The organism is Dysgonomonas sp. PF1-14 (genome assembly GCF_029892965.1).
Classification (GTDB): Bacteria; Bacteroidota; Bacteroidia; order Bacteroidales; family Dysgonomonadaceae; genus Dysgonomonas.
This window is the reverse complement of sequence record NZ_JARXWN010000004.1, coordinates 1-13,454: the sequence shown is the minus strand read 5'-3', so window position 1 is coordinate 13,454 and position 13,454 is coordinate 1. Positions and strand designations below refer to the sequence as shown.

General features: G+C 40.6%; 12 protein-coding genes. 4 read left to right on the top strand and 8 right to left on the bottom strand.

Going from position 1 to position 13,454, the window contains the following annotated elements:
- Window positions 1-36: 36 nt before the first annotated feature.
- Window positions 37-1,029: an AAA family ATPase gene (locus M2448_RS06445; RefSeq protein ID WP_280645092.1), complete on the bottom strand. Its 993-nt coding sequence runs from the start codon at window positions 1,027-1,029 to the stop codon at window positions 37-39.
- Window positions 1,030-1,259: 230 nt separating this feature from the next.
- Here M2448_RS06445 and M2448_RS06440 point away from each other — a divergent pair, with 230 nt between their 5' ends.
- Both M2448_RS06440 and M2448_RS06435 read left to right on the top strand, forming a co-directional pair.
- Complete coding sequence (locus tag M2448_RS06440; RefSeq protein ID WP_280645091.1) at window positions 1,260-1,949, top strand: DUF4328 domain-containing protein; 690 nt, start codon at window positions 1,260-1,262, stop codon at window positions 1,947-1,949.
- Window positions 1,950-1,960: 11 nt separating this feature from the next.
- Entirely contained in the window at window positions 1,961-2,926 is a 966-nt protein-coding gene (locus M2448_RS06435) for a hypothetical protein (protein ID WP_280645090.1), read from the top strand.
- A gap of 1 nt (window position 2,927) precedes the next feature.
- On the opposite strand, the gene M2448_RS06430 is transcribed toward M2448_RS06435, so the two are convergent.
- From M2448_RS06430 to M2448_RS06405, 6 genes are all read right to left on the bottom strand, one after another.
- Entirely contained in the window at window positions 2,928-3,818 is an 891-nt protein-coding gene (locus tag M2448_RS06430; RefSeq protein ID WP_280645089.1) for a hypothetical protein, read from the bottom strand.
- Between the two features lie 197 nt (window positions 3,819-4,015).
- A complete protein-coding gene (gene ppk1, locus M2448_RS06425) occupies window positions 4,016-6,046 on the bottom strand; it encodes a polyphosphate kinase 1 (RefSeq protein WP_280645088.1) in 2,031 nt (676 codons plus the stop codon).
- Between the two features lie 268 nt (window positions 6,047-6,314).
- Window positions 6,315-7,229 (bottom strand): hypothetical protein, encoded by a 915-nt coding sequence (locus tag M2448_RS06420; protein WP_280645087.1) that lies wholly within the window; start codon window positions 7,227-7,229, stop codon window positions 6,315-6,317.
- 313 nt (window positions 7,230-7,542) lie between these two features.
- Window positions 7,543-8,214 carry a lipoyl(octanoyl) transferase LipB gene (gene lipB / locus M2448_RS06415; protein WP_280645086.1) on the bottom strand — a complete coding sequence of 224 codons (672 nt, stop codon included), beginning with the start codon at window positions 8,212-8,214 and terminating at the stop codon, window positions 7,543-7,545.
- A gap of 14 nt (window positions 8,215-8,228) precedes the next feature.
- On the bottom strand, window positions 8,229-8,789 hold the full coding sequence (ruvC, locus tag M2448_RS06410; RefSeq protein ID WP_280645085.1) for a crossover junction endodeoxyribonuclease RuvC: 561 nt from the start codon (window positions 8,787-8,789) through the stop codon (window positions 8,229-8,231).
- A gap of 1 nt (window position 8,790) precedes the next feature.
- Entirely contained in the window at window positions 8,791-9,099 is a 309-nt protein-coding gene (locus M2448_RS06405) for a DUF4286 family protein (RefSeq protein ID WP_280645084.1), read from the bottom strand.
- Window positions 9,100-9,618: 519 nt separating this feature from the next.
- Here M2448_RS06405 and M2448_RS06400 point away from each other — a divergent pair.
- Window positions 9,619-10,803 (top strand): DUF5009 domain-containing protein, encoded by a 1,185-nt coding sequence (locus M2448_RS06400; protein ID WP_280645083.1) that lies wholly within the window; start codon window positions 9,619-9,621, stop codon window positions 10,801-10,803.
- 10 nt (window positions 10,804-10,813) lie between these two features.
- Here the strand turns inward: M2448_RS06400 and M2448_RS06395 are convergent, their stop codons facing one another.
- On the bottom strand, window positions 10,814-12,370 hold the full coding sequence (locus M2448_RS06395) for a glycoside hydrolase family 28 protein (RefSeq protein ID WP_280645082.1): 1,557 nt from the start codon (window positions 12,368-12,370) through the stop codon (window positions 10,814-10,816).
- 215 nt (window positions 12,371-12,585) lie between these two features.
- On the opposite strand from M2448_RS06395, the gene M2448_RS06390 reads away from it, so the two are divergent.
- Window positions 12,586-13,317, top strand: coding sequence for an energy transducer TonB (locus M2448_RS06390; protein ID WP_280645081.1), 732 nt, complete (start codon window positions 12,586-12,588; stop codon window positions 13,315-13,317).
- Window positions 13,318-13,454: the final 137 nt, after the last annotated feature.

Genomic DNA, 13,454 nt, shown 5'->3' with positions numbered 1-13,454 from the left:
TTCTTTGTTAACTGATAACTGCTGACTGTTAACTGATTATGGCACTTCAATCTTATTCAGTATTTCACTGATGATCTCGTCTGAATTTGTATTGTTTGCTTCGGCTTCATACGTCAGACCGATACGGTGACGCAATACATCGTGACACACAGCACGAATATCTTCCGGAATCACATAACCTCTGCGCTTGATAAAAGCATAGGCACGCGAAGCCAGTGCAAGGCTGATAGATGCACGCGGCGATGCACCAAAGCCGATCATTCCTTTGAGGGAGGTCAGTCCATTCTCTTCAGGGAAACGTGTAGCAAATACAATGTCTACTATATATTTTTCGATCTTTTCGTCCAAATAGACGTCGCGAACCACTTCGCGGGCACTGATAATTTCTTCTGCTTTCATCACAGGCTCTAACTTACCGTAGTCACCTGCAAGGTTGTTGCGAAGGATCAGTTTTTCTTCTTCTTTTTTCGGATAGTTGATTACCACTTTCAGCATGAAACGGTCTACCTGCGCTTCAGGAAGCGGATAAGTACCCTCCTGCTCTATCGGGTTCTGTGTGGCCATCACAAGGAAAGGTGACGGCAGTTTGTATGTCTTTTCCCCGATTGTCACCTGACGTTCCTGCATGGCTTCGAGCAAGGCACTCTGTACCTTTGCCGGAGCACGATTTATTTCATCGGCCAATACAAAGTTTGAGAATACCGGTCCATGTTTCACCAGAAACTCTTCGGTCTTCTGGCTATAGATCATTGTACCTACAACGTCGGCAGGAAGCAAATCGGGTGTAAACTGTATCCGGTGATATTTTGCGTCGATGAGTGATGCCAATGACTTTATCGCTAAAGTCTTTGCCAGTCCGGGTACCCCTTCGAGCAGGATGTGTCCATCGGCAAGCAACCCGATCAAAAGAGATTCTACCAGATGCTTCTGCCCTACAATGACTTTATCCATGCCCATTGTAAGCGCTTCCACAAACGAACTTTTACTTTGTATTCTTTCGGTTAATTCCCGAATATCTACTTGCGCCATATTTCTTTTTATTAAGCGTTTATATTTTTGTTTGATTTTCCCATTTAGTAAGCAGGACAAAAATAGAAATGTTAAATCTGAAATGCGACTATTCGGCGTTAAAAAAAATTAAGTTCAGAGAAGTATTTAAGCCAATTTCCATAAATAAAATAAAAGAAAGCTATCCTATGTATGATAATATTTTATAGCTTTATCTCCGGCTTAACAAAATCTAATAGAGAAAGTACATTATGAATGAACTCAGACCAAATGAACAAAGGGGTAAAATAGCAATAGCATTGATATGGGCAATATTCGGCATCGCCGGCTTTGCCGTACTTTTCAGGAGCATTGACCTGTGCGTCTATTACATATACATGAATGGAGGAGAAACACCTGATACATTAATTAATATTTACGATTTTGGGATAAAAAGCGCCAGCTATCTGACTATCATTGCTTACATCATATCCATCATAACCTTTATCCGCTGGTTTAGACGTGCATACTACAATATGAGTACAATACAGGCTATGGAATATGGAGACGGATGGGCAGCCGGAGCGTGGTTCGTGCCAATAATGAATTTGTTTGTACCATACAAGATGATGAAAGAACTGTACGAAGATACTGACCGGTACCTGCTGTTTGAAAATTCTGAATCATATACAAAAAACTTAAATATTAGTCATGTAGAGTTATGGTGGACACTATGGATAATAAGTCGGATATTAGGAAATATAATCGGCAGAATAATTGAACTGATAGCTTCATCGAATATAGTTCTCAGCGTTGTTATTGCTATAATAAACTTAATTATATTAATGGCTCTTTGTATAGTCACCGTGAATGTTATACATCGCTATGCCGAAGCCGAAAAGATACTCTATGATATGCAACAGGAAGGTTCTGAAACAACAGAAGAATCACTGAGTTACTAATTTACAACACTATGGAAAGAAACAGGCTTCAACATCCTTTATTTATCCTATCTGTCATTGTCCTGCTTTTTAATGATTTCTATCTGAAACAGGCGTATGGTAATGCTATAACCGGAAAGCTGTCCGATTTTGCCGGATTACTCGCCTTTCCATTCTTTTTCAGTTGTTTACTTCCAAACTGGAAAAAGCATATACACATACTCACTGCCATATTGTTTATTTGGTGGAAAAGCAGTTTTTCACAGTTCTTCATAGACGGAGTAAACTGGGCAGGCATCCCGATCGGGCGTGTAGTAGATTTCAGTGATAATATGGCTCTGATAAGTATACTTATTTCTTACTTTATATTGTCAAAAAAGACAGAGTATAAAAACATTAAGCCTGCTTTGCTTTATTCTATCACATTTGTTTCTTCTTTCGCTTTTATAGCGACCTCCTTGCCTCCCCAAACTTTAGAATCTTATACTGATGTTAATAAAGTATATTCATTTGAAAAACCAATAGATGAATTCATTGTAGACTTTAATGATCTACAGAAAAAAGAATTGAAACTTTTAGATAAACACAAAATCACTTACCAGTTCAATCCTGATAATGGCACTTATATCTACCCTGAAACAGGGGACACTCTACTCCGTTTAGTAACATTAGGCGAAAATAGAAAAGACACAATACATATAAACAGCTACTTTGCAAATTATATGATATACGAAAATACGGATGGCAATACCACTTTAGTATTAAAAAACATCTTCAATATTTCGGAAAATACCGGACTCCTAGGTAAAATATTTCCGGGTACGGCAGATATAGCTAAGGTTCGCAGGTTTCAGAAAAAGAGTGCTTATATTGATAACATCAAAACAATATCTGCGCCTGTTGATGATAGGCGTATTATTGTAAAACAAGATACGATTTCAAAAAATAATAAGCTGATAAAAGAATTTGAAAAACGGATTATAAAGAAAATCAAATAACTCACCTATACTTCTCCGCATATAAGTGATGGACGATACCGTCTACCAACCCTACTTTGGGCACATAGGTTTCGTTCACTTTGCAGATTTTGGCTATGGTGAGGAATATCTTTAGCGCCGGAACAATCACATCGGCACGATAGGTATTGAGCTTGAAATTGCGGATGCGTTCTTCGTAACTCAAATCTTGCAACGCATCGTATAGAACTTTCATTTCAGGATAATTGATCGACTCTTTCTCCCTCTTACCAAACATTTTATGTACCTTATTGATATTTCCACCCGAAGCAATGATACTAAGCGGTGCATGCTCTTTATAGATTTCTTTCAACCACGATTTAAAGCGTTTTTCCTCTCCATCCTTTACCGCATCTACAAGCATGCGCACAGTACCTAGTTGAAAAGAGTTGGAAGTTATTTTTCGCTGATCGCTGTACAGGACTACTTCGGTACTGCCACCTCCGACATCTACATACAGATAGTTACGTTTCTTGTCGATAAAGTTATTCAACCCTCCGGCTTCATAGATAATGTCGGCTTCTTCCTGTCCGGTTATCGTATCTATCTTTATTCCGCTTTCTTTGAGTATAGCGGCAGTTATAGCATCGCCGTTACTTGCATCGCGCATGGCACTAGTAGCACAGGCTCGGTAATCCATCACACAATAGGCTTTCATGATATGCGAAAAGCCTTTCATGGCTTCTATCAGCCGTTCTTTCTTTTCTTCGCTTATCCGGCCTTCGGTAAAAACATCTTCCCCTAATCGGATAGGCACCCTGAGAAAAGCTACCTTTTTGAAATCGGGAGCAGAACGTTCTCCTTCAATATTATTGATTAGCAGCCGAATGGCATTAGAGCCTATATCTATGGCTGCAAAAATATCTGTATTCATATTTAGTTACAAGTTACGAGCAATACATTTTTTAGTTCCCCCACATAAAAGTGGAGAATATAATATACAGTTCATAAATGGTTTTAGCCAAATAATCTTCGACTAAAGTCTTCTTTTGCTATCTTTTATCCACGCCTTTTAAGGCGTGGTAATTCGGAAGAAGAACGAAGCTCTTTCTTAGATGAGCCGGACTGTATTTACTTCACTTCTTTATAAAAATCATATAATGCTATTTGTGAACGGCATGGCGGATTATCCCCCCTCTCTACATACGTATTGCTGCCGAATATAGCCAGATCGCGGGCTTTTTCGTTGTCTGACCATTGTATTTCAAAAACATCCTTCATTGTCTGTTTTATCTTCTTGTCCAGAATGGGAACACCCACCTCTACCCTGCGGTCGAGATTGCGCGTCATCCAGTCGGCACTCATCATGTAGATGCGTTCATCGCCATCGTTATGGAAAATAGCCATACGGGCATGTTCGAGATAACGGTCCACAATACTGATTATCCGTATATTTTCACTCTGCCCTTTGAGCTGGGGTTGCAGGCAACACACACCTCTGACAATGAGGCGTATCTCTACTCCCGACTGACTGGCTTTGTACAGCAGATTGATAATATTTTCATCTGTCAGACTGTTGAACTTTGCATATATATACGCCTTTTTACCGCTTCGGGCGTTTTTTATTTCATTCTTTATCAGTTCTTCAAACTGCGCCCTCATATAATAAGGAGCAACCATTAGCCGCTTACACGAGAAATGCCTGTGCGTATTGATCAGAAAATCGAAAATAGCCTCTGCATCAGACACTATCTGAAGATTGGAGGTAAACAGTCCGAAGTCGCCATATATACGGGCGGTAGATTCATTAAAGTTCCCCGTACCTACATATACATAACCTTTGTTTTTGCGCTCCACGAGTACAAGTTTGCTATGCACTTTTACGCCATTCACCCCATGAATTACTTTTACGCCCTCTTTCTGCAACAGTTCGGAATACTCCACATTCTGCTCTTCATCGAAGCGAGCAAGCAGCTCCAACAGTACAACTACCTTTTTGCCGTTCTTTGCAGCATTTATCAGTGCGTTTACCACTTTGGAATGCTCGGCTGTACGATAAAGCGTTATATAAATACTCTCTACTTTAGGATCGATAGCTGCTTCGCGCAAGAAGTCTATAAAGTGATTGAATGTATGATAGGGATAATTCAGAAAAATATCTTTTTTATTTATCACTTTCAATATACTCGAAGATGGCTCTATATCGGGATGCTGCAAGGGTTCGAGTTCTTTACTTTCCAGATCGGGACGCACCTTAGGGAACTTCATCAGGTCGCGCATCAAATGATAACGTCCTCCTGCATCGAGTTCTTCCTTATCTTTCAGTTTCAGCTTCGATGATATAATATCGAGCAGATCGTCCGGCATTTCCTTATCGTAAATAAGGCGTACAGGCTGTCCATGTAAGCGGTTTTGCAGACCTGTCTCCATCTTTTCTATCAAGCTCTTCGATATATCGTCGTCTATTGTAAGCTGAGCATCACGCATCAGCTTAAATGTATAAGCCGATATGGTTTTATAATTGAACATGAAGAATATTTCGTCCAAACAGAGACGGATAATATCGTCGAGGAAGATAATGTCATTGCGGTCTTTTGTCGAAGGCAGTACCACAAAGCGCGGACAGGAACTGCTCACCGGAATCTGTATGACAGCATAACGCGGATTGCTATTTCTACCAGAACTCATTTTCACCGCATGATAGATATTATTATCCTGCAAGAAAGGCATTTCGGTAGTCTTACGGATAATGAGGGGAACAAGGCGCTGACTGACTACAGAAGAAAAATATTCGCGGCAAAACTGTTTCTGCCTGCGCGTCAGTTGCTTTTCGTTGATAACATATATACCCTGATGTTCCATTTCGGATAATATCTCGGCATAGGTCTGCACAAACTTTTTTTGTCCCGCGTTTACCTGAGAATTTACCAGCGGAAGTAATTCTTTCGCGGTATATCCTCCCGAAAACTGAGCAACTTTCTTGCCTTTCATCTGACTCACACGCACGATGTTGGCTACACGCACTTTTATAAATTCGTCCTGATTATTCGAGAAAATACCCAAAAAGCGAAGCCGTTGCAGCAGAGGCACACTCTTGTCCTGAGCCTCCTGCAATACCCTTTCGTTGAAGGTAAGCCAGCTTAAATCTCTGTTGTTAATCATCGTATATACAATAACATACTCTTGCGGATGATTGTTTTCATGCAAAGAGTAACAATGGTTGATAAAGTTACAGCTTTTTCACATTCAACAGCATAAGTATTAATATTTTATTAGTTCTTTGCACAAAGTTTTGACGTTAAGTTTTAGAATTGCCATGCCTTTTAAGGCGTGGATAAAAGATAAGCTAAAAAAGGACTTTAGTCGAAAGCTATTTGGATAAAGCCATTCTATATTCCTCTCCATACCCTCCACTTAAAAGTGGAGGCAATTATATATGGTCTGATAAAGATTCTGTAGGTTGCAAAGCAAAATTTCTCAGATACAAATCTTTGATAATACCATCGGCTACCCCGATAATAGGCGTTTCGATAACCAAAGCGCGGGCGAGTTTCATTATCTTAAGGTATATATCGATAGCAGGCAGGATCACATCAGCTCTGTTTAGGTTGATATTATATTTGATAAGCCTTTCTTCATAAGTCATCTTTCGCAGTTTACTGGCAAAACTGACTAATTCTTCACGACGTATCCGTCCGCAACGACGGAGCAAGGAATCGAGCTTATTTATATTTCCACCCGAACCAATTAGCGATACTTTCGGGAAAACGCCGCTATGCTCAGCTAGCCATTCTTTCATACGCAACCACTCAGCACGTTCTTCTTCCTGAGTCAGTGTACGGATTGTACCCAATCTGAAAGCTTCAGACGCAATCTCTCTGTCGTGGTGAAAAATAACCATATCGGTACTTCCCCCTCCCACATCGGTATAAATATATGCGCGGTTTTCTTCGAGGAGTTCGTCTACCCTGTTGGTCAGTATAAAGCGGGCTTCATCTTTACAGTCTATCACCTCTATGTCGATGCCCGAACGCGTTGCCACATAATTGAGTATTTCATTGGCATTGGAGGCTTCGCGAATGGCCGAAGTTGCACAGGCACGCCACAATGCGACGTCATTTACCTGCATTAGCCCCTGAAAAGACTGCATCAGTATGGCGAGTTTTTCTTTCTTGACATCGCTGATATATCCGTTCGAGAATGTATCTTCTCCCAACTTTAGCGGAATACGTATAAGGGAATCTTTTTTAAAGACTGGTCGTCCGTGATAATCGAGTACGTCCGTAATGAGAAGGCGTACAGAATTAGAGCCTACATCTATGGCTCCTAGTCGTTTTACGTTCATTTTATTTGCATTTTATCATACAAAATAAACGTACTCCAATTACAAAACGATTAAGGTGTAGCTGAGATAGCGTTAAGTTTTTTCTATTAATGCCAATCAGTATTTGAAAACAAGAGTAGATACAAACGTGCTTCGCCACAAAGTGGCAGATTAATTCAGCCCGATGTGAAGCGTTGGGTCAGGTTATGATTATATGGTTTGCGGGCTGAAAGCCCAAGTTAAACAGACAGGGATTAACCTGCGCTTTCAGCGCGCCGATTTCGTTTGTTCTGCAAACCCAACGCTTCGCATTGGGCTGAAGTAAGATGGGCTTTCAGCCCTGATTCTTTTCTACAAATACCTCTTCGAAGAGTGCTTTCATCTTTGCTTTCACCTCTTCCATATCTACTTTGTGTCCCAGTTCTTTTTCCAGTGAGGTTACACCTTTATCGGTAAAGCCACAAGGATTGATCAGCGAGAAGTACGACAGATCAGTATTAATGTTCAGCGCAAAACCGTGCATCGTAACAAAACGGCTGCTACGAACTCCGATAGCTGCAATTTTTCGTGTGCGGGCAGGGGTAGCTGTATCTATCCACACACCGGCTGCTCCGGGTAAGCGCTCAGCCTGAACATTATAAGATGCAAGAAAACGGATAATAATTTCCTCCATGTTGCAAATATACTGCCGCAATCCGATATCGAATGATTCTAAATTAAAAATAGGATATCCAACCAGTTGACCGGGACCATGATAGGTTACATCTCCTCCCCTGTCTATTTGGAAGAGCGATACTCCTTTTTGTTTCAGATAGTTCTCCTGATAGAGCAGGTTGTTTTTATCCCCATGTTTGCCGATTGTAATAACATGGGGGTGTTGACAGAATAACAAGTGGCTTTGCGGTTGTAATCCTTTCTCCTTAAGGGAAAGGGCGTCTGCGAATAGCTTATGCTGGTAGTCCCAGGCAGCGGCGTATTCTATCGTATCGAGATCTTCGTATATCATTGTAGTTGTACTTTTTATTTAACTTTTCCCGGATTTTTATTTATATAGTCTTTCCAACTTGTAAACTTTTTTTCCTGAGAAGGGCTATTGGTTTGAAAATAATGGCAAACAGCAGCAGCAAGTCCGTCGGTTGCATCCATCTGAGGCAGCATATTTTCATCGGGAATACGAAGGAATTGTTGCAACATATAGGCAACCTGCTCTTTTGCCGCGCGACCATTTCCGGTAATCGACATCTTTATTTTTAGCGGTGCATATTCAAAAATGGGAATATCCCGCGATAAGGCGGCTGCCATAGCTACCCCTTGTGCGCGACCAAGTTTGAGCATACTCTGCACATTCTTACCAAAAAAGGGTGCTTCAATAGCCAGTTCATCAGGCAGAAATTCGTCTATCAGACCGATTATTCGCTCAAAGATGCGGCGAAGTTTCAGATAATGGTCGTCGTATTTGCTCAGTTGCAGAATACCCATCGCCATCAGTTCGGGCTTATTGTTTACCACACGTAAGATACCGTACCCCATCACCTGTGTTCCGGGGTCAATGCCTAATATAATCCGTTCTTTTTCTATCATTTTATAGTTCTATCTCTTCCAGTAATGTGACGAATCCGGCTACTTTGTTGCCAAAACGTGCAGCCAGTTGTTGCTGCAATGCGAGCCCTTCGGTACTGTGCCAATGGTTAAGCGTGTCTACATTCTTTACCTTGAACTGTACGGAATAACTGGTTCCGCTATTTTCGTGCTGAGCATGGATGCGCAGGAAACGTGGTTCGTGAAGGAATCCGCTGCTAGCGGCTTTCGCTATATAAACATCCTTCATGAAACGAATGTAGTCGTCACAAACATCGTCTTCTACATGAAAAGTAGTATTGAAAATTATCATTTCGGGTTTTTGATTGTTATCACAACAAAAGTACGAAAACTTTAGCGATAGAGGTATGTATTTTCCTCAGATTAGTTTATCTATAAGATTTATTCAGTTAACAGTCAACAGTTAGCAGTGAACAAAAGAAATATTGTAAAATATGTAAGGTTTGTAAGGTTTTAGTTAAATTTATCTCACGCAAAGACGCGAAGGTGCAAAGAGAAATACTTATAACTTGTAACTGTCCGCAGGACGAAAAAATAGCATTCGCCGAAGTGAAGACGAGGCAAACTTGTAACTTTGTTAGGTTTGTAAGGTTTTAGTTAAAATTGTCTCACACAATTGAAAATCGACGACGCGAAGGCGAGTCAAAGGCGCTAATACGCAAAGAAAAATTATATGCAAAAGTGTAAAGTTTTTGTTGACTGATAACTGCTAACTGTTCGCTGAAAAAGTTACCTTTTCTTCACAAATCATTGTTTCTATTCATTTTATAACTATTTTAGTGCTCACTTAAATCATAATATAGGATTTCACATGGATACTTCGCAAATCACCAAACCTGTACGTGTAGCTTCGATAGATATATTCCGCGCACTGACTATGTTTTTCATGATATTTGTCAACGACTTCTGGTCGGTAAACGGTGTTCCTCACTGGCTGGAACACGCGGCAGCTACTGAAGATATGTTGGGATTTTCCGATCTTGTTTTCCCTTCGTTCCTGTTCATTCTGGGAATGTCGATACCGCTGGCTATAGAAAGCCGTATGTATAAAGGAGATTCGAAAGGGAAAATATTAAACCATATTATCAGACGTTCAGGGGCTTTACTCGTGATGGGGCTTTTTACCGTTAATCTGGAATCGGGAGTAGGTGCCGAAACAGGATTGAGTAAACCAGTATTCACGATAATTACCCTGTTCGGATTTTTCCTTATCTGGAATGTATATCCCCAAAAAGAGGGTAAAAAGCAATACTTATTTAAAGGGTTGGAAATACTCGGAGCTCTTATATTAGCTGTACTGTTATTTATATACAGAGATAGTGAAGGCGGAGTTTTTGATATACGTTGGTGGGGCATACTCGGACTTATCGGATGGACTTACCTCATCTGTGCAATTATCTACCTCTATCTGCCTAAAGACTGGAAATATATGGCTATAGCAGGCATCTGCTTTATCGGACTGTGCATCGCAGGCTCTAACTACTGGCTGGGAGTATTTGATAATGTAATACCGGGCAACGGCTGTTTCCACGCCTTTACAATGGGCGGAGTATTACTCACTATGTTGCTGAAAAGACCGGATACAGAGATAAGCAGGTATAAAAAAATGGGAATAGCAGCCATTGCGGGAATCGTAATGATAGTTGCAGGCTTCGTTTCTCATTCGTTCTGGATCGTATCGAAAATACAGGCTACCCCTACATGGCTGTTCTACTGTATGGGAATATCCATTCTGGCTTATATTTTTATCTATTGGCTGACCGATGTACAAGGTAAGGCTTCGTGGTTCAATATCATAAAACCGGCAGGTACGGCAACACTTACCTGTTATCTGCTGCCATACTTGCTGTATTCTATATTTACGTTAGTCCACTTACAATTACCGGAAGTCTTGACAACAAATCCTGTAGGGCTGATCAAATGTGCCGTATTCTCCCTGTTGACAATCGGGCTGACTGCCTTATTCGTAAAAGCAGGGATTAAGTTGAAAATTTAAAGTAGACTTTCTATTTTTCTAACTCGATCGTTTTCACGTTCTGCATAAAATTGTTTCCCCAAATGAACTCACTCTGTTTTGCCGAGTAGAAAACATCACAAGAGGTTATCTGAAAACAGTTATTGATAATGGCGTTTTTCACATTGCTGAACAATATCACAGGCTCATTCGCCACAGGATATTTAGAACGAACATTATCGAGAACAATATTCCGGCTATCAGTAAAAGTGAAAGGGCTGCCTTTCTCGGAAGAGAAGTCTACATTGTGGAAACGTATATTCGATGCTGTTTTCACAGTGAAGCCTTCGACTCCGGCCATATTGACATTCGAGAACGATATCTCGTCTATCGGCATTTCTTCTATGCCTGTTATGTAGCCTATCTTCTTGATATTGCTACCTGTAACATTACTTATATGTATGTTGCGGAATATGGGTGTACGCTCGCTAACGGGTTCCACTATCGATTCTTTGTCATAGAACAGATCGAAGATAAAGGCGTTGCGTTGTATGTCGTTCATCACAATGTTGTTCACTCGTATTTCTTCTACTACACCGCCGCGTCCGCGCGATGCTTTCAGGCGTATGCCGGCATCCGTACCGTTAAACACACAGTTTGAGATAGCGACTTTCTTTACTCCGCCGGACATCTCGCTGCCAATAACAACGCCGCCATGCCCCGCCAACATTATACAGTTGGTTATTGTCAGATTTTCACATGGACGACCATAGTTGCGCCCATCCTCATCGCGTCCCGACTTGATGGTTATACAATCGTCGCCGACGCTGATAAAGCAATCGGATATGCGCACGTTGCGGCAAGAGGAAGGGTTGATACCATCTGTATTGTGCCCTTTAGGATTTGCAGACGGATTATTTATAGTTACACCATGTATTACCAAATCATCACAGCCCTCGGGGTTGATTGTCCAAAAAGGAGAGTTGATGATTGTAATGCCTTCGATAAGGATATTTTTACACTCAAGAAACTGGATAAACGGCGGACGGAAGAACTTACGCTCCAATGTCTTTTCATAATAAGGAGAAACATTGATATCTTTATTCGCATCGAGCCACTTCTGTTGCAGGGTATTTGTCGACAGGGTTTTCCCATTAGTTTTTATCTCATCTATAAGGCGTCGCGACTCTGCCCACCATGTATGCCCCTGCCCGTCGATAGTACCCCGCCCTTTAATGGCGATATTCTCTGCATTGACGGCATAAAACAAAGGGGAAAGGCTGTTCATAAAGACACCTTCCCAGCGCATTCTTACAAAGGGGAGATAGTCTTCAAAGACTGTGGAGAATTTCAGCGTAGCTCCGGCTTCTAACTCTATGGTAATGTTACTTTCGAGGTGTATGGCGGCAGTTAAGTATTGCCCTGCGGGGAAATAGATAGTCCCTCCGCCTTCTTTAGCTGCCTGTTTTATCGTATTATTGATTAATTCGGTACAGGCTTTATTCCCTGTAAGATCTGCACCGAGCGACTGCATATTATATATCTTTGCCTGCATAAGTAAGATAGAGAAAGAGAGTATTGTTAATGTTAATAGTCGTTTCATGGTCATTATATATGTCTGATTTTATATTCCGGTACTTCTTATGCAATATTAGTATATTTCGATTTATCAATAGGGTGGTATTTTGGCCTTTATAGGGTGACGAATTGGAATTAAAGCTTCTCCTGCCCAAAAAAGTATAAGGATAAAGTTTTAACTTTATTTTTTATGAATTTTCCGGGCTAAGTTTATCTATAGAGAAAGTGGTCGCAATAAATCAAACTATGAAAAAAATATTTTCAATACTGGTATTACTGTTTTTTATTCTGTCATGTTTCGGACAACAGGAAGAAAAAGAAGTAGTATTTACTAATCCATACAAGCATCCCCGATATGTAGGAGGAGAGCAGGCAATGTACAAGTTTATAGAAGAAAACTTAGTATATCCGCCATCGGTTTTAAGCGAAAATATAAAGGGACGTATTACAGTTCGTTTTCTTATCAGAACTACCGGAGTTGTAGACAGCGTAAGGATAATCAAGGGTATAAATTCAGAATGTGACCAAGCAGCTTTGGATGTTGTAAAGAAAATGCCGGAATGGGAACCGGGAGGGATTTATATAGACGGAAAAGCAAAGCTGATGGATATATGGTTTACATTACCGATAAAATTTGACCCGGCTAACCGGACAATCAAAAACGGGAATATATACCGGATGCCTGACCACATGCCCTCATTCCCCGAAGGAGAAATGGCCTTATATAGGTTTATCAGGGAAAATCTGAAATATCCTGTTTGCAACTGTGATCCTGTAGAAGGCAGAGTTACAGTCAGATTCATAGTAACCGACAAAGGCGATATTACAGATATAACTATATTGAAAGGATTAGAAAACAGATTCGATAAAGAAACGATCAGGCTGATACAGAGTATGCCCAAATGGATCCCTGCACAACACGATGGGAAGGATGTGAATGCTTATTATACTCTGCCTGTAGTATTCAGGCTTTATTAATTGATAAGAATATACTAAAGAGAATATTAAATAATGGATAATAAATACTGTCGTATTTTCTTAGGTAGTCGTAGGGGGGTAAAATAATTAGCCCGCAAATATATAGGGGGTAAGAGTTTTAGGCCCAACGGCCTTGG